General features: G+C 66.8%; 20 protein-coding genes. 16 read left to right on the forward strand and 4 right to left on the reverse strand.

From position 1 onward, the window contains the following. Positions 1-48: 48 nt before the first annotated feature. Both aspS and QF031_RS08660 read left to right on the forward strand, forming a co-directional pair. Positions 49-1,848 carry an aspartate--tRNA ligase gene (gene aspS / locus QF031_RS08655; protein WP_307426681.1) on the forward strand — a complete coding sequence of 600 codons (1,800 nt, stop codon included), beginning with the start codon at positions 49-51 and terminating at the stop codon, positions 1,846-1,848. A 117-nt stretch (positions 1,849-1,965) separates the two neighbouring features. Beyond that, positions 1,966-2,727 carry a GNAT family N-acetyltransferase gene (locus QF031_RS08660; RefSeq protein ID WP_307433245.1) on the forward strand — a complete coding sequence of 254 codons (762 nt, stop codon included), beginning with the start codon at positions 1,966-1,968 and terminating at the stop codon, positions 2,725-2,727. A gap of 2 nt (positions 2,728-2,729) precedes the next feature. Here QF031_RS08660 and QF031_RS08665 read toward each other — a convergent pair whose 3' ends face one another. The 3 genes from QF031_RS08665 to QF031_RS08675 form a co-directional block, all read right to left on the reverse strand. Further along, the gene (locus QF031_RS08665; protein ID WP_307426685.1) at positions 2,730-2,945 is read right to left on the reverse strand and encodes a helix-turn-helix transcriptional regulator; all 216 of its coding nucleotides are present in this window, start codon (positions 2,943-2,945) and stop codon (positions 2,730-2,732) included. Continuing rightward, entirely contained in the window at positions 2,942-3,358 is a 417-nt protein-coding gene (locus QF031_RS08670; protein WP_307426688.1) for a hypothetical protein, read from the reverse strand. Before QF031_RS08670 ends, QF031_RS08665 begins: the two co-directional genes overlap by 4 nt. A 79-nt stretch (positions 3,359-3,437) precedes the next feature. Further along, on the reverse strand, positions 3,438-4,103 hold the full coding sequence (locus tag QF031_RS08675; protein ID WP_307426690.1) for an acVLRF1 family peptidyl-tRNA hydrolase: 666 nt from the start codon (positions 4,101-4,103) through the stop codon (positions 3,438-3,440). Between the two features lie 75 nt (positions 4,104-4,178). Here QF031_RS08675 and QF031_RS08680 point away from each other — a divergent pair, with 75 nt between their 5' ends. The 14 genes from QF031_RS08680 to nusB all read left to right on the forward strand — a co-directional run bounded on the left by QF031_RS08680 (position 4,179) and on the right by nusB (position 17,666). After that, on the forward strand, positions 4,179-5,633 hold the full coding sequence (locus tag QF031_RS08680) for a replication-associated recombination protein A (protein WP_307426693.1): 1,455 nt from the start codon (positions 4,179-4,181) through the stop codon (positions 5,631-5,633). Between the two features lie 169 nt (positions 5,634-5,802). After that, the gene (rpsD, locus tag QF031_RS08685; protein ID WP_009357431.1) at positions 5,803-6,429 is read left to right on the forward strand and encodes a 30S ribosomal protein S4; all 627 of its coding nucleotides are present in this window, start codon (positions 5,803-5,805) and stop codon (positions 6,427-6,429) included. Positions 6,430-6,573: 144 nt separating this feature from the next. Further along, a complete protein-coding gene (locus QF031_RS08690) occupies positions 6,574-6,948 on the forward strand; it encodes a DUF948 domain-containing protein (RefSeq protein WP_307433248.1) in 375 nt (124 codons plus the stop codon). A gap of 16 nt (positions 6,949-6,964) precedes the next feature. Then, positions 6,965-7,195 (forward strand): DUF6167 family protein, encoded by a 231-nt coding sequence (locus tag QF031_RS08695; protein ID WP_307426696.1) that lies wholly within the window; start codon positions 6,965-6,967, stop codon positions 7,193-7,195. 123 nt (positions 7,196-7,318) lie between these two features. Then, positions 7,319-9,997, forward strand: a complete 2,679-nt coding sequence (gene alaS / locus QF031_RS08700) for an alanine--tRNA ligase (RefSeq protein WP_307426699.1) — start codon at positions 7,319-7,321, stop codon at positions 9,995-9,997. Positions 9,998-10,004: 7 nt separating this feature from the next. After that, a complete protein-coding gene (ruvX, locus tag QF031_RS08705; RefSeq protein ID WP_307426701.1) occupies positions 10,005-10,604 on the forward strand; it encodes a Holliday junction resolvase RuvX in 600 nt (199 codons plus the stop codon). Then, positions 10,601-12,253: an endolytic transglycosylase MltG gene (gene mltG / locus QF031_RS08710; protein ID WP_307426705.1), complete on the forward strand. Its 1,653-nt coding sequence runs from the start codon at positions 10,601-10,603 to the stop codon at positions 12,251-12,253. Before ruvX ends, mltG begins: the two co-directional genes overlap by 4 nt. Further along, entirely contained in the window at positions 12,250-13,110 is an 861-nt protein-coding gene (locus QF031_RS08715; RefSeq protein WP_307433251.1) for a shikimate dehydrogenase, read from the forward strand. The genes mltG and QF031_RS08715 overlap by 4 nt, the downstream gene beginning before the upstream one ends. Before the next feature lie 23 nt (positions 13,111-13,133). Continuing rightward, positions 13,134-14,333, forward strand: coding sequence for a chorismate synthase (aroC, locus tag QF031_RS08720; RefSeq protein WP_307433253.1), 1,200 nt, complete (start codon positions 13,134-13,136; stop codon positions 14,331-14,333). Continuing rightward, positions 14,333-14,902: a shikimate kinase gene (locus QF031_RS08725; protein ID WP_307426708.1), complete on the forward strand. Its 570-nt coding sequence runs from the start codon at positions 14,333-14,335 to the stop codon at positions 14,900-14,902. Before aroC ends, QF031_RS08725 begins: the two co-directional genes overlap by 1 nt. Then, positions 14,899-15,990, forward strand: a complete 1,092-nt coding sequence (gene aroB / locus QF031_RS08730) for a 3-dehydroquinate synthase (protein WP_307426711.1) — start codon at positions 14,899-14,901, stop codon at positions 15,988-15,990. The genes QF031_RS08725 and aroB overlap by 4 nt, the downstream gene beginning before the upstream one ends. Continuing rightward, a complete protein-coding gene (locus tag QF031_RS08735) occupies positions 15,990-16,508 on the forward strand; it encodes a tetratricopeptide repeat protein (RefSeq protein ID WP_307426714.1) in 519 nt (172 codons plus the stop codon). Before aroB ends, QF031_RS08735 begins: the two co-directional genes overlap by 1 nt. Positions 16,509-16,692: 184 nt before the next feature. Beyond that, complete coding sequence (gene efp, locus QF031_RS08740; protein WP_141160347.1) at positions 16,693-17,256, forward strand: elongation factor P; 564 nt, start codon at positions 16,693-16,695, stop codon at positions 17,254-17,256. Continuing rightward, positions 17,256-17,666: a transcription antitermination factor NusB gene (gene nusB, locus QF031_RS08745; RefSeq protein ID WP_141160348.1), complete on the forward strand. Its 411-nt coding sequence runs from the start codon at positions 17,256-17,258 to the stop codon at positions 17,664-17,666. The genes efp and nusB overlap by 1 nt, the downstream gene beginning before the upstream one ends. A gap of 70 nt (positions 17,667-17,736) precedes the next feature. On the opposite strand, the gene QF031_RS08750 is transcribed toward nusB, so the two are convergent. Continuing rightward, a complete protein-coding gene (locus tag QF031_RS08750) occupies positions 17,737-19,014 on the reverse strand; it encodes a PrsW family intramembrane metalloprotease (RefSeq protein ID WP_307426717.1) in 1,278 nt (425 codons plus the stop codon). Positions 19,015-19,157: the final 143 nt, after the last annotated feature.

The following is a 19,157-nucleotide window of genomic DNA, read 5'->3' on the forward strand; positions in this document are numbered from 1 at the left end:
CAACGATCATATTGAACTTCCCACTGTTTTCCCGCAGAAAGGCGTGCTGTGCTGCGCACACATGACCTCGGATCCCTTCGCTCCGAGCACATTGGACAGACCGTAACCCTGGCCGGCTGGGTGGCCCGCCGTCGTGATCACGGTGGTGTGGCATTCGTGGACCTGCGCGACGCTTCCGGCGTGGCCCAGGTGGTTGTCCGTGAGGAAGAAGTGTTCCACGGGCTGCGCAACGAGTACGTCCTGCAGGTCACGGGTACCGTGTCCAGGCGTCCGGAAGGCAACGAGAACCCTGCGTTGGCCACCGGCGAAATCGAGGTCATTGCCGAGGACGTCACCATCCTCAACACCTCCGACCCCCTGCCGTTCCAGATCGACGAGCATGTGGAAGTCGGCGAGGAAGCGCGCCTCAAGCACCGCTACCTGGACCTGCGCCGTCCCGGCCCCAGCCGCAACCTGCGCCTCCGGTCCGAGGCGAACCGTGTGGCGCGGGACCTGCTCCACCACGAGGGCTTCGTGGAGATCGAGACCCCCACGCTGACGCGCTCGACGCCGGAAGGCGCCCGTGACTTCCTGGTTCCGGCACGCCTTGCGCCGGGTTCCTGGTATGCCCTCCCGCAGTCCCCGCAGCTCTTCAAGCAGCTGCTGCAGGTGGGCGGCTTCGAGAAGTACTACCAGATCGCCCGCTGCTACCGGGACGAGGACTTCCGCGCGGACCGGCAGCCGGAGTTCACGCAGCTGGACATCGAAGCCAGCTTCGTGGACCAGGACGACATCATCCGGCTGGGTGAAAACATCGTCAAGGCCATCTGGCAGCTGATCGGCGTCGACATTCCTACGCCCATCCAGCGCATCACCTACGCGGACGCCATGGCGCGCTACGGCTCGGATAAGCCGGACCTGCGTTTCGGGCAGGAACTGACCGAGCTCACCGAATTCTTCAAGGACACCAACTTCGGCGTGTTCAAGGCTCCCTACGTGGGCGCCGTAGTGATGCCCGGCGGCGCCTCACAGGCACGCCGTGCACTGGACGCCTGGCAGGAATGGGCCAAGCAGCGCGGGGCGAAGGGCCTTGCCTACGTCCTGTACAAGGAGGACGGCGAACTTGCCGGCCCGGTGGCGAAGAACCTCACCGAGATCGAGCGCGCAGGCCTGGCAGACGCGGTCGGCGCCAAGCCGGGTGACTGCATCTTCTTCGCAGCGGGCGAGAAGACCCCGTCGCGTGCCCTGCTCGGCGCTGCACGCGTGGAGATCGGCCACCGCACCGGCCTGATCGACCCCAACGACTGGGCTTTCTGCTGGGTGGTGGACGCGCCCATGTTCGAGCCCGCCGCCGCAGCCGTCGCGTCGGGCGATGTCGCGGTTGGCGGAGGGCAGTGGACGGCCGTGCACCACGCCTTCACCTCGCCCAAGCCGGAGTTCCTGGACACCTTCGACAAGGACCCCGAGTCCGCGCTGTCCTACGCCTATGACATCGTCTGCAACGGCAACGAAATCGGCGGCGGCTCCATCCGTATCCACCAGCGCGACGTGCAGGAGCGCGTGTTCGAACTGATGGGCCTGGACAAGGACGACGCGCAGACCAAGTTCGGCTTCCTGCTCGAGGGCTTCAAGTACGGTGCGCCCCCGCACGGCGGCATCGCCTTTGGCTGGGACCGCGTGGTGTCGCTGCTGGCAGGAGTCGAGTCCATCCGCGACGTCATCGCCTTCCCGAAGTCCGGCGGCGGACACGACCCCCTAACTGAGGCGCCGGCCCCCATCACCCCGCAGCAGCGCAAGGAAGCAGGCGTGGACTTCAAGCCGGAAGCCAGGAAGCCGGAAGAGAAGAAGAAGCCCGAAGACAAGCAGTAATACCAAGCGGTAAGGGAGGCTCCCCGGTTAATCCGGGGAGCCTCCGGCCGTTAATGAAGGAGGAGTCCGGTGGATACGCAATTGCCGCAACCCGCAGCCCTTGACCTTGGGTCCGCCATGGACGCCGCGTGGCCTGCACTCGAACGCCGTGCCGTTGGAGGCTGGATCTTGCGGGCGGCCGCAGGGGTCACCCAGCGTGCCAACTCCATCTGGCCGAGGGAGTCCGCTCACCACTCGGTTGAAGACCTTTCCGCGCTGCTCCGCGAAGCACGGTCGTGGTACCGCAGCCGCCGGCTTCCGGTCATCTTCCAACTGTTTGACGACGCCCCCGCGGCGGCACTGCACCACCTTCTCGATGCGGAGGGGTTCACCCGCCAGTCCGAGACCCTTGTCATGACCCGCGGCGCCACGCAGATTCCTTCTGCTGACGCCAGGCCGGGCACGCCGGCTGTGGAGCTCTCACCGGAGCCGTCGGAGGAGTGGCTGCAGGTCTGGTGGCGGGTGGACGGCCGCGGTGGCAGCGAGGGGCTGGCCACCGCCCGCGGGATCCTCCTGGGCTGTCCGTCCGTCTACGCCCTGGTGCGGAACGGCGATGGCCGGGCCGCCGCCGTCGGACGCCTCGCCCTCCCCACCGGCGCTAATCAAGGCGGCCTGTACTGCATGGCCACCCTGCCGGAAGCGCGCCGCCGGGGTTATGCGGCGGCAATCCTCGAATCGCTGCTGCAGGCCGGCAGCGACCGGGGTGTAGCGGGCTTCTGGCTGCTGGTGACCGCAGCCAACCAGGGTGCGCAGGACCTCTATGCCAGTGCCGGGTTCCGCGAAACCGGCCGTTACCTGTACCGGCAGGAACGCCTCCGGCGGGCGCCGGGTGGCTGCTGATGTTAGCCCTTCGCGGTGATGTCCTCGTCCTCGGGGATGAAGATTGCCTCGATGGGCTGGCCAAACAGCTTCGCAATGCGGAAGGCAAGCGGCAGCGCCGGGTCATACCGGCCAGTTTCAAGGGCGTTTACGGTTTGCCGCGATACGCCCAGTTGATCCGCCAGTTTTGCTTGCGTCCAGCTCCGCGACTCCCGGAGCGCCTTGAGGTGGTTCTTCACCGCCGGCCCACCACGGCGCCGGTAATGATCCAGCCCAGCATGCCTGCGGCGTAAATGATCCAGCCGATGCCGACAAAGCTGAGGCCGGCTATTTCCAGGAACGCGACTGTCACAGAGGCGACCATGGCTACGGCAAATCCGCCGCCAAGCGCCTGCAGCAGCAGAAGCCGCTGATACTCGTCGATGCGGCGTGCGTGCCGGAGGACGGCCCGAACGATCCACAGGCCGGGTATCACCGGGAGGACGGCCCAAGCGAAGCGCCAGGGACTGTCGCCGTCCAGGCCGCCCGAAAGAAGCACGGCCGTGAGCACCACAGCGTAGGCGCCGATGCCGGGCCAGAATTCGCGTTGGTAGGCGCGGGCTATTGAACGGTCTCCGGCGCTACGGTCATCTCTGTCAAGTTTGCTTGTCATGCTCCAAGTGTGCGGCGCGCACTGAGGAGTGTCAAGGGTGCTTGTCATTCAGATGCTTGCCCTGTTCCGGCGCGCTTTTTTACCCCGCGTCCGTCACGGTGATCCGCACCGAGCAGGCATCCGCCGCCGCCTTCTTCAACACTGCGGCGCGCGGCTCGGTGACGTCCAGGTAGGCCAGGCGCGGAAGGCGTGCGTAGTCGCGCAGCAAGGGCTCCCCAAGTACCAGGTCGGCCAGGGTCCTGTCGCCGCCGGGCACCAGGTATTCGAAGGCTTGCCCCGCAAAGACCTGCCCCGCCTGCTCCGCCACAGCAGCGATCAGGGCATCCGCCTGGTTGGAACGCCGGCGGGCAAACCGCTGCTGGGACTGTCCGCCGGCGGCCGTGCGTGACTGGACATACCGGGTGCCCGCCTTGGACGCCAGCAGCGTGCCCTCGCTTGCCACCCCGACGGCGTAACCGCCCCGCCGGACGAGCAGCAGTCCCAGCCGGCGCGGCTGGGACGCAAGGGCGGCCAGCCGCTCCAAGGGTCCGGCACCGCGTCCGGGGCGGCCATCCGCCGGCCAGGGGGCCTGCAGCAGCGCGACGGTGCCGTCCGCTGCCACAAGGCGGAGGCCGTCGTCGTCATCCTGCGGCCCGTAGCCCCCGTGCGAGGCGCCGAACCGATCCGCCCAGCCGGCCAGCCGGGTACCGGACACGAATGCCGTCCGGACGGACGACGGGGCGCCGGCTGAACCTGGGGCGGGCATGGCAGTTCCTTCGGTATCAGGGACCGGCGGAAGGCCGGGGAAATGCAGGTGGTGGACTGGAAGTAGCCTATCTATGTGGATGATCTCTTCGGCAACGGGCCAGAAAATGACGACGACGAGAGTCCCGTCGCGAGGGAAAGCGCAGGTTCAAGGGGGCCGGGTTCGCCCCGGAGCCCCCTTGCCGTACGCATGCGCCCGCGCACCCTCGATGAGGTGGTGGGCCAGCAGCACCTGCTGGGCCAGGGATCGCCGCTGCGCCAGCTGGCGGCCGGAGCAGGCGCTGACGCGGCCGGCCCTGCCGGTCCCAGTTCGCTGATCCTGTGGGGTCCGCCGGGTACCGGCAAGACCACATTGGCGCACGTCATTGCCCGCGGTCCCGGCCGTAAGTTCGTGGAGCTGTCCGCCATCACCGCCGGTGTCAAGGACGTCCGCCGCGTCATGGACGACGCGCTGACGGCCCGTGACCTGTACAAGACCACCACAGTGCTGTTCCTGGACGAGATCCACCGCTTCAACAAGGCCCAGCAGGACGCCCTGCTGCCCGGCGTCGAAAACCGCTGGGTGGTCCTGGTGGCCGCCACCACCGAGAACCCCTCCTTCTCCGTGGTCTCGCCGCTGCTCTCCCGCTCGCTGCTGCTCACCCTCAAACCCCTGACCGATGCGGATATCGAGGGCCTGCTGGTGCGGGCCGTGGAGGACCCGCGGGGGCTGGGCGGCAAGGTCCGGCTCAGCGATGAGGCGTTGGAGCACCTGGTCCGGCTCTCGGGCGGGGACGCCCGCCGGGCGCTGACGGCGCTGGAAGCCGCGGCCGGGGTCGCTTTCGGTGACGCGGACGACGTCGTACGTTCCGTGGGGGAGGAGGGTGCAGCTTCCGCGCCGGTCGCCGTGGAGCCGGTCACCGTTGAGCTCCGCCATACGGAGCGCGCCCTGGACGCGGCTGCCGTCCGCTATGACCGCGCCGGCGACCAGCACTACGACGTGGCCAGCGCCTTCATCAAGTCCATCAGGGGCTCGGACGTGGACGCGGCCCTGCACTATCTCGCCCGGATGCTCGAGGCCGGGGAGGACCCCCGGTTTGTTGCCCGCCGGATTGTCATCTCCGCAGCGGAGGATGTGGGCATGGCGGACCCAACCGCGCTCCAGACCGCCGTTGCCGCGGCGCAGGCGGTGCAGCTCATCGGCATGCCCGAGGGGCGGATCATCCTGGCCGAAGCTGTGGTCCACCTGGCCACCGCGCCGAAGTCCAATGCCGCCTACATGGGCATCAATAAAGCGATCGCGGATGTGCGGGCGGGGCTCGGCGTCGGGATTCCCGCCCACCTGCGCGACGCGCACTATCCGGGGTCCAAGCAGCTGGGCCACGGCGTGGGGTACAAGTACGCCCATGACGCACCGCACGCAGTAGCGACCCAGCAGTACCCGCCCGATGACCTGGTAGGCCGGGACTACTACCAGCCCACCGGCAACGGCGCGGAGCGGGACATCGCCCAACGGCTTGAGCGGCTGCGAAGGATTGTTCGCGGCAAGTGACGCCATGGTAAGCTGAATCTTTGTCTGGCAAGGCGCGGACGCACAATCTCCCCAATGAACGTTGGTCTGGTTATGCCCTGCGCCCAGTAGCAAAAGGCAGCGGTTGGCCGATGCTCTCCATCGTGGAGGCCAGTAACACTGACACACCGCAGATATTGGAAGGACACAAGTGGCTAACAACACTCGTGCTCGCCGTCAGGCCCGCCTCTCGCGGTCCCTCGGCATCGCTCTGACCCCCAAGGCCGCCAAGTACATGGAGCGCCGCCCGTACGGCCCCGGTGAGCATGGCCGTGCCCGCAAGAAGCAGGACTCCGACTACGCCGTGCGTCTGCGCGAAAAGCAGCGTCTGCGCGCCCAGTACGGCATCCGCGAAGCACAGATGACCCGCGCCTTCGAAGAGGCCCGCCGCACCAAGGGCCTGACCGGTGAGAACCTCATCGAACTGCTCGAGATGCGCCTCGACGCCCTGGTCCTGCGCGCCGGCTTCGCCCGCACCATCGCCCAGGCCCGCCAGCTGGTTGTGCACCGCCACATCATGGTTGACGGCGTCCGCGTTGACCGTCCGTCGTTCCGCGTCGGCGAGGGCCAGCTGGTCCACGTCCACAGCCGCAGCGAGACCATGGTTCCGCTCCAGGTTGCCGCAGCCGGCGCCCACCGCGACGTCCTGCCTGCCGTTCCGGCCTACCTGGACGTCAAGCTGGAGGCCCTGCAGGCACGCTTGGTCCGCCGTCCCAAGCGCTCCGAAATCCCGGTGACCTGCGAAGAGCAGCTCGTCGTCGAATTCTACGCACGCTAAATCCCAGCAGCGTACCCAAAGAAGCCCGTGGCAAGCGCCGCGGGCTTCTTTGTATGTAAGGTACTTGGGGGACATCTGCGCAACGGGCCTTCCGTGCATGCTGCGGATGGGGCCCAATCACGAATTTCGAGGAGATGAATGTCTATGACTGGTGGCGATATTGCCGGCCTGATCGCTGCCGGGGTGTTCGCGCTCCTGGTCCTGCTGCTTGCGGTCCCCATCCTGAAGCTGGGGAAGGTCTTCGATGAGATGCGCACCACCATCAGGTCCCTCAGCGACGGCGCCACGCCCCTGATGGATGAGGTCACCGCCACCGTTTCCACCACCAACCAGCAGCTGAAGAAGGTGGACGGCATCTCGTCCAACGTCTCGGATGCATCCGCCAACATTTCCGCCCTGTCCTCGCTGGTTGCCGCCACGGTGGGTTCGCCGCTGATCAAGGTCGCCGCCTTCAGCTACGGCGTCCGCAGCGCGTTCGCCAACCGCCGGAAGCCCGCTGCCGGCCGCCGCAGCCGCTAGATTCGAAAAGAAGACCATGAAAAGAATTGTGTGGATGGGAATCGGCGTGGCCATTGGGGTCATCGCCTTCCGTAAAGTCAGCCAGGCCCAGTCCAGCCTCGGACCGGAGGGCCTCAACCGTGCGGTGGGCCGGCTGGCCGACGGCGTCTACGACTTCGCCGACGCCGTGCGGGCAGGGATGCGCGAACGGGAAACCGACCTGAGGTCCGCCCTGGGCATCGAGTCCGCTGAAGTGGTCCCGCGCTAGACCCGGAAGGGTGCTGCAGCGGCAGCCAGTCAACACCGGCAGGAACCCGGTCCGGGTCTCCCGCCACCTGAACGAAATATCCATGCCCCGCGGCGTGGACCAAGAAGGGTAAGAAAACAGCTCATGAAGTCGCAGGAGATCACAAAGCGCTGGGTGGACTTTTTTGTCAGCAAGGGCCACACCGCGGTTCCCTCCGCATCGCTGGTCTCCAGCGACCCCTCGCTGCTGTTCACGGTGGCCGGCATGGTCCCGTTCATCCCTTACCTCACCGCCCGCGAGGAACCGCCCTACTCCCGCGCCACCAGCGTGCAGAAGTGCATCCGCACCGGCGACATCGAGGAAGTGGGCAAGACCGCCCGCCACGGCACCTTCTTCCAGATGTGCGGCAACTTCTCCTTCGGTGATTACTTCAAGGAAGACGCCATCAAGTTCGCCTGGGAACTGCTCACCAAGAGCGTTGACGACGGCGGTTACGGCCTTGCGCCCGAGCGTCTCTGGGTGACGGTCTACGAAGAGGACGACGAGGCCGAGGAACTGTGGCTGAAGAACACCGGCGTGCCGGCCGAGCGGATCCAGCGGATGGGCAAGGCCGACAACTACTGGAACACCGGCCAGCCCGGCCCGGCCGGCCCCTGCTCGGAAATCTACTACGACCGTGGTCCCGCCTACGGCGCTGAAGGCGGTCCCATCGCGGACGAAACCCGCTACATCGAGATCTGGAACCTGGTGTTCATGCAGTACCAGATCGAGAACGTCCGCTCGAAGGAAGACTTCGACATTGTCGGTGAACTGCCCAAGAAGAACATCGACACCGGCCTGGGCATGGAACGCCTTGCCATGATCCTGCAGGGCGTCGAGAACATGTACGAGACCGACCAGGTCCGTCCCGTGATCGACAAGGCCGCGGAGCTCTCCGGCAGGGAATACACCTCCGCCGAGACCCCGGACGACCCCCACCACACCGACGACGTGCGCATGCGCGTGGTGGCCGACCACATTCGCTCGGCACTCATGCTGATCTCCGACGGCGTGACCCCGTCCAATGAGGGCCGCGGCTACGTCCTGCGCCGCCTCATCCGCCGTGCCGTCCGTTCAATGCGCCTCCTGGGCGTGGAACAAGCCTGCCTGCCCCAGTTGCTGCCGGTTTCCCGGGACGCCATGAAAGGTGTGTACCCGGTAGTGGAGACCGACTTCGACCGGATCAGCCGCATTGCCTACGCCGAAGAGAAGGCCTTCCTGCGCACCATCGCCTCCGGCACGGCCCGGCTTGAGGACGCGGTCAAGGAATCCAAGGCCGCCAACAAGCCGCTGTCCGGCGAGGATGCCTTCAGCCTGCACGACACCTACGGTTTCCCCATCGACCTCACGCTCGAAATGGCCGAGGAGGCCGGGCTCAAGGTGGACGAGGCCGCATTCCGCAGCCTGATGCAGGAACAGCGCCAGCGCGCGCAGGCTGATGCGAAGGGCAAGAAGGGCGGCCACGCGGACGTCAGCGTCTTCCAGGAGCTCCTGGGCCAGGGCGAGACGGTCTTCACGGGCTACACCGAACTCGAAGGCGAGTCGCGGGTCCGCGGCCTGCTCAGCGCCGGGCGTCAGGTCCAGCAGGCGCTCACCGGGGACGAGATTGAACTGGTGCTGGCCGAGACCCCCTTCTATGCCGAAGCCGGCGGCCAGGCCGCGGACACCGGCCTGATCACCGGCGACGGCTTCGTCGTCGAGGTCCTGGACGTCCAGCGCCCCGTCAAGGGCCTGAGCGTGCACAAGGCAATTGTCCGCGAAGGCGAGATCGGCGCTGATTCGCTGGTGCGCGCCGCCGTCGACCGCGAACGCCGCCATGCCGCCGAGCAGGCGCACACGGGCACGCACATCGTGCACGCCGCTCTGCACCAGATCCTCGGCCCGGAAGCCACGCAGCGCGGATCCTTCAACAAGGCCGGCTACCTGCGCTTCGACTTTGCCTGGGGTGAAGGGCTCAGCACCGCCACCCGGTCGGAGATCGAGGAGGTCTCCAACCTGGCCATCCGCAACAACTACGCCGTCGAAACGAAGATCATGGGGCTGGCTGAAGCCAAGGCCATGGGCGCCATGGCCCTCTTCGGCGAGAACTACGGCAGCGAAGTGCGCGTCGTGGAGATCGACGGCGCGTGGTCACGCGAGCTGTGCGGCGGCACCCACGTTGCCAACACCTCGCTGATTGGCAGCCTGTCCCTCCTGGGCGAACAGTCCGTGGGTTCAGGCAACCGCCGTGTGGAGGCTTTTGTGGGCATGGAGGCGTTCCGCCACCTCGCCGCCGAGCGCGCCCTGGTGACCGAGCTGACCGACCTGCTGAAGGTCCCGTCCGGCCAGCTCGCCGACCGGATTTCCGCCACCCTGGCCAAGCTCAAGGCAACCGAAAAGGAACTGGACCGGCTCCGCAAGGAACAGCTGGCCGCCGCTGCCGGCCAGTTGGTGGACACCGCCCAGGATGCCGGCGGTATCCGGGTGGTGGCCCACGACGCCGGCACCGTCAGCGGCGCGGACGACCTGCGCGGCCTGGCCCTGGACCTGCGCAACCGCCTCGGTTCCGCAGGCGCGGCCGTGGCCGTCGCCGGCGTCGCCAATGACCGGCCCCTGATCCTGGTGGCCACCAACGAAGCAGCCAGGGAAGCCGGCGTGAAAGCCGGAGCCCTGGTCCGGGTCGCCGCCGGCGTGCTCGGCGGCGGCGGCGGCGGCAAGGACGATGTTGCCCAGGGCGGCGGCACCGACGCCGGAAAGGTCGGCGCTGCCCTGGCCGCCGTCGTCGACGCCATCTCAAGGCGCTAACCCCACCATGACCAATCCTGTTGTTGCCGGCGGCTACCCCCAGGGCGTCAAACTGGGGGTAGACGTGGGCACCGTCCGGGTAGGGGTCGCCATCTGCGACCGTGACTCGATCCTTGCCACGCCGTACAAGACCCTCGACCGGAACGCCAGGAAGAACTCGGACGTCCGTGTCATCGCCAAACTGGCGGAGGACCTTGGCGCCGTGCAGGTGATCGTCGGCCTGCCCAGGACCATGAAGGGTGAGGAACATGCCTCAGCCAGGATGGCCACGGACTATGCGCTGCTGCTGGCTGCAGAGTTATCCAGCCGCGGCCTGGCGGTCCCGGTCAACCTGGTGGACGAGCGCCTCAGCAGCGTCGCGGCCCACCGGAACCTGCACGAAGCTGGCATGAGCAGCAGGGATCACCGTAAAGTAGTTGATCAGGTCGCGGCGGCCGGTATTCTTCAGCACGCCATCGACATGCAGAAAGCCAGGGGAGCGGATGTCGGCTCACGCGTGACAGCGCCATCCCCGTCCGTGGACCTGGGGGCCGGTGGGGTGGACGAACCAGTCCGCGCCACTCCCTCAGACACGGCCCGATCTTCAGATAATGGAAGGCAACAGTGAGCCCTGCCAACATTGATGACACCTCCGGCCCGTTCGGCGCCGGGGGCCCGCGGCCGCTGACCCGCAAGGAGCTGCGCGCACGGGAGAAGACCCTCAATACCGGTGGCCAGGACGCGGTGCCCGAACAGGCCTACGAAACCTCGGACATCCCGGAGCCTCCCGCGGCGCCGCCGGCAAACGGTTCTCCGGCTGCCGAAGCCACCTTTGCTCCGCTTCCCGGCGCCGGGGGCGTTCCCGCCGCACCGCAGACACCGCCGTCCATCCAGGACGAACAGAAGGCAGGTGCCTCCTCCGGCAGCGATGCCCGCAACGAATCCCCGCTGCCGCCCCATCACGACGGCGGCTGGCACCACGAGGACGTACCGCACCACGGCTCCCACCTCGACGACGCCCCCCACCATCCGGACGACGTCCACTATGCGCACCATGAGGCCCACATCCACGATGAAACCGACGTCCACGACTACCAGGACGCCGAGCACGGCCACCCTGCGTATGAGACACCCGGCTACGACCACGACGAATCCGGGCATGCAGATCCGGTTGCCGGGATACTGCCTGCCGCATCCACCGAGGTAGTGAAGCGTCCCTCGAAGAAGGTCCGCCGCCGCCGCAGGCTGGTGGCCCTTTTCCTGACGCTGGCCGTTTTCGTGACGGCGGTGGCCGTAGGGGCCCAGTTCCTCAAGCCCCTCCTCGGCGACGGGAAGCCGTCAGACTTCCCTGGGCCGGGCACAGGCGAGGTCCATGTAACCGTCGCCAGCGGTGAAGGCACCAGGTCGGTGGCGACGGAGCTGGAGAACCAGCGCGTCGTGGCCAACGCGGATACGTTCATGCAGGCTTTCCATGCCTCGGGCGCGACACTGGCTCCGGGTGACTATGTCTTCAAGACCGAGATGAAGAACGCGGATGCGGTCAACGTCCTGGTTGGCAAGGACAAGACCAAGGTCATCTACTTCGCCCTGAGCGCGGGGCTTCGCATCAGCGAATCCCTCCAGGCGATCTCCGAGGGGTCCGGCGTCTCTGTACAGCAGCTGCAGGCGCTCAGTAACCAGCCGGCCCAGTTCGGCCTGCCCGCTAACGCCAAGAACCTTGAAGGCTACCTGGCGCCGGGCGAGTACCGCTTCCCGCTGGGAACTCCGTCCAAGGACATCCTGCAGGCACTCGTGAAGGCCACCACCGATGAGCTCGTGTCGCAGGGTATTACGGACCCGGCCAAGCAGTACCAGGCCGTCATCGTGGCGAGCATCGTCCAGGCCGAGGGCGGCCAGGCGGACTACGGTGACGTGGCCGGCGCCATCTACAACCGGCTGAAGCCGAATGACCAGACCGGCGGCTTCCTGCAGGTGGACTCGGCGGTCACGTATGGGCTGGGCACCCGGAGCTTCAACTTCACCGATGAGCAGCGCAAGGACAAGTCCAACCCGTACAACACCTACGCGAATCCTGGGCTGCCTCCCGGCCCCATCGGGTCGCCGGGCAAGACTGCCATCGATGCTGCCGCCCGCCCAAAGACCAATGATTACCTGTTCTGGGTGACCATCAACCTGGACACCAAGGAAACCAAGTTCGCCAGGACGCTTGCCGAGCACAACGCCTACGTGGAGCAGTACAACGCGTGGTGCCAGGCGAACGCGGGCCGCTGCACATGAGCCTGCGGGCTGCCGTCCTTGGCCACCCGATCAGCCATTCAAAATCCCCGGCACTGCACCTCGCGGCCTACGGACGGCTTGCTGCAGGCATCAGTTACACGGCGATCGACGTCACGGAGGAGTTGCTGCCGTCCTTCATGCGGCAGATCCGGAACCAGCCGGGTTGGCGCGGGCTGTCCGTGACCATGCCGCTGAAGACCGCCATTCTGGACGAGGTGGACGAGGTACGCGGGGTGGCGCAGACCCTGGGCGTCGTGAATACCGTGACGTTCGAGGACTCGGCCGGTGGCCTGAAGACGGTGGGTTCCAATACGGACGTCACCGGCATCGTCAACGCCTTGTGCCACGCCGGTACCGCAGCTGCACCTTCCGCCGTCATCCTCGGTGGCGGCGGGACGGCGGCTTCCGCCGTGGCCGCACTGAAGGAATTGGGCACCGCAACGGTGCAGGTCTTCGTCCGGGACACGTCCCGCACCGCAGAAGTCCGCGATGCCGCGGACCGCCTCGGGATGGGCCTGGAGGTCCGTACCCTTGCCGGGGCCGCCCGCCCAACGGCGGAAGCCGACGTCGTCATTTCCACCCTCCCGCCGCGCGCGGCAGATGGACTCGCCGCGGAAATCGCCGCGCTCAAGACCACCACGCCGGGTGTGCTGCTGGACGTGGCCTACGATCCCTGGCCCAGCCTTATTGCCTCGGTGTGGCAGGCCGGCGGCGGCCGCGTGGTTCCCGGCCTTGAAATGCTGCTGTACCAGGCCGTGGAGCAGGTGCGGCTCTTCACCCGGCGCGGGGAAGACGTTAATGCAGGTGTCATAGATGTGATGTGTGACGCAGTCGGCCTTGCCCGGCGGGCGTTGTGACCGCCCTACGTGGCAGGATGGAAATTATGCGTTGGTTGACTGCCGGTGAATCCCATGGCCCGGCTCTGATGGGAATTATTGAGGGCGTCCCCGCCGGTGTGGAAATCACCAGCGGCAACATCGCAGACTCCCTGGCCCGCCGCCGCCTTGGCTACGGACGCGGCGCCCGGATGAAGTTCGAGCAGGATGTTGTCACGATTCTTGGCGGCGTCCGGCACGGCCGCACCCAGGGAGGTCCCGTTGCCATCCAGGTGGGTAACACCGAGTGGCCCAAGTGGGAGCAGATCATGTCCGCAGATCCTGTGGACGCGGAACTCCTCGCCGACCAGGCACGCAACGCACCCCTGACGCGGCCCCGGCCGGGCCATGCGGACTTCACCGGCATGCAGAAGTACGGCTTTGATGAGGCCCGCCCGGTGCTGGAACGCGCAAGTGCGCGGGAAACGGCCACCCGCGTGGCTCTCGGGACCGTGGCCGCTCAGTTCCTCAGGCACCTCGGCATTGAGCTTGTCAGCCACACGGTCTCCATCGCCAGCGTCACGGTCCCTGAAGGCCGCCCGCTGCCGATACCCAGCGACGTTATCGCCCTGGACACGGATCCCTTGCGCTGCTTTGACCGCGAAACGTCGGACGCAATGGTTGCCGAGGTCGACGCCGCCCACAAGGAAGGCGAGACCCTGGGGGGAGTGGTGGAGGTCCTGGCCTACGGCCTTCCGCCGGGACTGGGCAGCTACGTGCACTGGGACCGACGCCTGGACGCCAGGCTGGCTGCTGCCCTCATGGGCATCCAGGCCATCAAGGGCGTGGAGGTTGGCGACGGCTTCCTCACCGCAGCCCGCCGTGGTTCTGCTGCCCACGATGAGATCGTCCGTGATGGCGAAGGCAGGATTGTCCGCGCCAGCAACCGAGCCGGCGGCATTGAAGGCGGCATGAGCATCGGCGATGTCCTCCGTGTCCGGGCCGCCATGAAGCCCATTGCCACGGTGCCCCGCGCCCTGCGGACCATCGACGTCAGCACAGGCGAAGCGGCCAAGGCCCACCACCAGCGCTCTGACGTGTGTGCCGTACCGGCCGCCGGGGTGGTGGCCGAGGCCATGGTTGCCCTGGTCCTCGCCGAGGCCGTCATCGAGAAGTTTGGCGGTGATTCAGTGGCCGAGACCGCTCGCAACATCAAGGGCTACCTGGACAACATTCCGGCGTCCCTGGACTCGATCGGCCAGTAGTGCCCCACCGCAGCAGTCCAGGAGCAGCCGGCGATCGGCCAATTGTGCTCATCGGCCCCATGGCCGTGGGTAAATCAGCCATCGGCCAGCAGCTCGCCCAGCAGTTGGGGGTCCGGTTCGTTGACACGGACGCTGTGATCGTCGCCGGTCACGGATCAATTGCCGGGATCTTCGCGGGGCGCGGTGAGCACGCGTTCAGGGAGATCGAGGCCCGGACTGTTGCCGATACCGTGGAGGAAGCCGAGGGCACGTCCACGGTGATCTCGCTCGGCGGGGGAGCGGTGCTCGATTCGGGCACGCAGCAGCTCATCAGCCGCTGCACCGTTGTGTACCTGGAGTGCGACGCCGACACCGTGGCGGACCGGATTGCCCGGAATTCCGGCCGGCCCCTCCTTGCCGGGGATGCCATGGGCCGCTGGACGGCAATGTTCGCCACCCGCAGGCCGGTCTACGAGAGGCTGGCCGACATCACCCTGGACGTCCGCCACGGCTCGATAACCGAGCTGGGCGGCCGGCTGGAAGCAGCGCTGCGCAACCATGCAGCTGCCAAACAGGAAGTTGAAAAGTGAACACGCAATCAACAGTCATCAACGTCACCGGCGAAGGGGCCGGCAACAACTACGGCGTCGTCGTCGGGCGCGGCCTCCTGGGTGACCTTCCCGCCCTGCTCGGAGAGCGTGTCCGCCGGGTCCTGGTGATCCACCCCCGCGCGCTGCGCCTCACCGGTGACACGGTGCGGGACGAACTCGCGGAGGCGGGTTTCACCTCCCTCACCGCGGAGATCCCGGACGCCGAGGAAGGCAAGCACATCCAGGTCGCCGCCTTCTGTTGGCAGGTCCTGGGCCAGAACGACTTCACCCGCTCGGACGCCATTGTTGCCGTCGGCGGCGGAGCAGTGACCGACCTGGCCGGCTTCGTCGCCGCGACGTGGCTGCGCGGGGTGAAGGTGATCCACATGCCCACCAGCCTCCTGGGCATGGTGGACGCCTCCGTGGGCGGCAAGACCGGCATCAACACGGCTGAGGGTAAGAACCTGGTGGGTTCCTTCCACCCGCCGGCGGCTGTCCTGGCGGACCTGGACACCCTGGATACGCTGCCCAAAAACGAGATTATTTCCGGCCTGGCCGAGGTCATCAAGTGCGGCTTCATTGCCGACCCCGCCATCCTGGACCTGGTGGAAAAGGATCCGGCCGCCGTGGTGGATCCCCGCTCGGATGAACTCCGCGAGCTGATCGAGCGGGCCATCGCCGTGAAGGCGAAAGTGGTCTCCGAGGACCTCAAGGAGTCCGGGCTGCGCGAAATGCTGAACTACGGACACACGCTGGGCCACGCCATTGAACTGGTGGAGCGCTACTCCTGGCGGCACGGCGCCGCGGTTTCCGTGGGCATGATGTTTGCGGCGGAGCTGGCACGCAGCGTCGGGCGGCTCAGCGATGCCGAGGCCGACCGGCACCGGAGCATCCTGGACGGCCTCGGACTTCCGGTCACCTACCGGCGGGACCGTTGGCAGGGCCTGCTGGACGGGATGCGCCGCGACAAGAAATCCCGCGGCGACCTGCTCCGCTTCGTGGTGCTGGACGGCATTGCCAAACCTGGAATCCTCGACGTTCCGGACACCTCACTGCTGTTCGCGGCCTACCAGGAAATTGCTTCCTGATGCAGGGCGACCTGAGCGGCACCGCCGACTGGCCCGAAGCCGGGTTTCCGGGCGTCCGGATCAACCCGGAAACCCTGCAGCCCCAGATCGTTAACGAAGACGTCGTCCGGGAGGCCCTGGCCGTCTCGACGGATCCGGCGGACCGAATCTTCGTGCTGCTGGTCGAGGGTCACGCTTCCGACGCCGCCGAACTGCTCGCCGAAGCCCGCTTCAAGGACCCTGAATCGTTCCTTTTGCGGATTTTCGAGGCCGAAGTGCTGAGCGTCAGCCACCGGATGGACCGCGCTGTCGGGCTGTTCCGGCAACTCCTTGCCGAGTCGCACGGCACCCCCGGGGAAGCCTTGGCCCTGCAGTACCTGGGCAGGACCCAGTACGCAGCCGGTCAGACCTCCGCTGCAGTTGAATCCTTTTCCAAGGCGCTGGACCTGCGGGTGGCGCAGGCGGCAGATGCCGCCCAGATCTACTCGTCGACGGTAGCCCTCCAGCGCGCCCGGGACGTCCTGGACCTGGCCTGCTGACCTGCCTGTTGTGGCCGCAGCCGCGGGCCGCGGAAAGGCTGCCCGGTATTTACCGGTAGAATGGTTGTGGAATTTTTGCATCCACGCGATTTTTGACAAACACGTGCAGGCGGGCCGTTGTGGCGTGCCGCCCGGCATACAGCATCTGGCCCCAGCGGCCGGACAAAGAAACCAGAGGAAACCAGTGGCAACCACTAACGACATTAAGAATGGAACGGTCCTGAAGCTTGAGGGCCAGCTCTGGAACGTCATCGAATTCCAGCACGTCAAGCCCGGCAAGGGCGGCGCCTTTGTGCGGACCAAGATGCGCAACGTGATGTCCGGAAAGGTTGTTGACAAGACGTTCAACGCCGGGCTCAAGATCGAGACCGCCACGGTGGACCGCCGCGACTACCAGTACCTGTACCAGGACGGTGCGGACTTCGTCTTCATGGACACCTCCGACTACGACCAGATCACCGTATCCGGCGCCACGGTTGGTGACGCCACCAACTTCATGCTCGAGAACCAGATGGTTAACATCGCCATCCATGACGGCAACCCCCTCTACATCGAACTGCCGCCGAGCGTCGTCCTGGAAATCACCTACACGGAGCCGGGCCTGCAGGGCGACCGCTCCTCCGCAGGCACCAAGCCCGCCACCCTGGAGACCGGCTACGAAATCCAGGTCCCGCTGTTCATCGAGAACAACACCAAGGTCAAGGTGGACACCCGCGACGGCAGCTACCTGGGCCGGGTTTCTGAGTAGTGAGCGCCCGCGGTAAAGCCCGCAGCAGGGCACTGGATGTTCTTTTCGAAGCGGAGCAGCGCTCCGTTTCGGCGTTCGACGTGCTTCGCGCACGCCGGGAAAAGACCGACCAGGTGGTCAACCCCTACACCTTGGAGATTGTCGAAGGCGTAGTGTCCCAGCAGGCCGCCATCGATGAGTTCCTGGAGACTTACTCGCAGGGCTGGACCCTGGAGCGCATGCCGTCCGTGGACCGCATCATCCTGCGCATCGGCACCTGGGAGCTTCTGTACAACGACGACGTCCCCGATGGCGTGGCGGTCAGCGAGGCAGTTGCGCTGGCCAAGACGCTGTCAACGGATGAGTCCCCGCAGTTCATCAATGGCCTTTTGGGCCGGTTGCAGCAGCTGAAGCCTTCGCTGCTCGCCTAGCCTCCCCGCAGGACAACGCGAAAGGGCCCCGCCGCAGGCGGGGCCCTTTCGCGTTCCCATGGGTGCAGGTTCAGCCGGCCACGGCCGCCCGCAGTGAGAGAATGCGCTGCAGTTGCTGCCTTTCCTCGGCCTGGTGGAGCGGCACGTCCCGTCCGCTGAGGATGCGCTGCCGGGTGTTGGCAAGCTGGGTGGCGGCTTTCATGAACTGCTTCATCTGCCGCTTCCGGCCGGAGTTCGCAGCCCAGGCCAAGGCGGTGCGCCGGCCGCCCAAAGTGGCCAGCAGCTGCACCTCGGCCGGAGTGAACCAGCCGGCGGCGGAATACTCCATCAGCCGCTGCCGCGTCAGCCGCTTCTCGGCCACCCGCAGGAAGATGATGCCGCCCACGGCCAGGACGAAGATCGGCACCTGGACCACGATGTAGTCCGGCAGGAAGCCCTGGCCCATGCTGTTCCACCGGTTGTGCAGGAACATGGCCGGCAGCAGTCCCACGAAGAACGCGGCGATCGAAGCGCCGGTGTGCCAGCGCCTGGCAGCGAAGCCCATGACGAGGCCGGTAGTGCCGGTGAAGATCGCGTGGGCGAAGGGGGACATGACGCCGCGCAGGAAGAAGACCTGGGCGAAGTCGCTGGCCGGCGACGCCGACTCGGCCACGGCCCTGCCGAAATAGAGGATGTTCTCCGTGAAGGCGAACCCGCCGGCTATGGTGAAGGCAAACACCACGCCGTCCACGGGCCCGTCGAACTGTCGCCGCGCCGCGAGCAGAAGGATCAGCAGGCCAAGGGACTTGGCGAATTCCTCCACGATGGGCGCCTGCACTGTTGCCATGTAGGTCTGCAGGTCAGGCTGGTCGGTGAACTGGAATGCGATGACGAAGAACGGCTGGATCAGCAGGGTGACTGCCACGGACACCGCCGCACCCCACGTGAACGCAAAGAACAGCAGCCGTTTGGGTTCCGGCTCCCACCTGTCGATGATGTGGACCGCTGTCAGGACCACCGCCAGCGGGACCAGGGACGCCAGGAAGCCAATCAGGAACCCGGCGGCCCCGGTGTTGGACAGCAGGAACGGCACCACCAGGAACAGGCTCAGGAAAGCGAGCACGCCGCCGGCAATCGACAACCCCACCAGCCCGCCGCGGGCCCGCGTTGCATGCAGCACCGTTCCCTGGGTCTGGGCCGGCACCATCACGGCCAGCGGCTGGCCCTGGTGGCCCGGGGCGGCCCGGTAGTGTTCCGGCTGCACATGGCCCATCCAGCTGGGGTTGGCCTGCTGGGGCAGGGGACGGTAGCCGCCGCGGTAATGGTCGTCGGGGAGGCCGGAGGGAGGCTGCTGCGGGTACGTCGGCATACCCGAAAGCCTAAGCGGGTGCTGCCGCACCACAAAGGACCCGGCCTCAGGGCCGCCGGAATGTGATCAGCGCCGCGTTGTCCGGGCACGGGCCCGGCAGGGACCGTGTGGTAATTTTGAACAGCAAACATTCCTTTTTTAAT

The sequence above is a fragment of the Pseudarthrobacter defluvii genome, assembly GCF_030816725.1.
Taxonomy (GTDB): Bacteria; Actinomycetota; Actinomycetes; order Actinomycetales; family Micrococcaceae; genus Arthrobacter; species Arthrobacter defluvii_A.

Excerpts from the sequence above, each read along its gene's own strand:
- QF031_RS08660 (WP_307433245.1), top strand. The coding sequence starts at position 1,966 with ATGGACGCCGCGTGGCCTGCACTCGAACGCCGTGCCGTTGGAGGCTGG.
- QF031_RS08670 (WP_307426688.1), bottom strand. The coding sequence starts at position 3,358 with ATGACAAGCAAACTTGACAGAGATGACCGTAGCGCCGGAGACCGTTCA.
- QF031_RS08675 (WP_307426690.1), bottom strand. The coding sequence starts at position 4,103 with ATGCCCGCCCCAGGTTCAGCCGGCGCCCCGTCGTCCGTCCGGACGGCA.
- QF031_RS08690 (WP_307433248.1), top strand. The coding sequence starts at position 6,574 with ATGACTGGTGGCGATATTGCCGGCCTGATCGCTGCCGGGGTGTTCGCG.
- QF031_RS08695 (WP_307426696.1), top strand. The coding sequence starts at position 6,965 with ATGAAAAGAATTGTGTGGATGGGAATCGGCGTGGCCATTGGGGTCATC.
- alaS (WP_307426699.1), top strand. The coding sequence starts at position 7,319 with ATGAAGTCGCAGGAGATCACAAAGCGCTGGGTGGACTTTTTTGTCAGC.
- ruvX (WP_307426701.1), top strand. The coding sequence starts at position 10,005 with ATGACCAATCCTGTTGTTGCCGGCGGCTACCCCCAGGGCGTCAAACTG.
- QF031_RS08715 (WP_307433251.1), top strand. The coding sequence starts at position 12,250 with ATGAGCCTGCGGGCTGCCGTCCTTGGCCACCCGATCAGCCATTCAAAA.
- QF031_RS08735 (WP_307426714.1), top strand. The coding sequence starts at position 15,990 with ATGCAGGGCGACCTGAGCGGCACCGCCGACTGGCCCGAAGCCGGGTTT.
- QF031_RS08750 (WP_307426717.1), bottom strand. The coding sequence starts at position 19,014 with ATGCCGACGTACCCGCAGCAGCCTCCCTCCGGCCTCCCCGACGACCAT.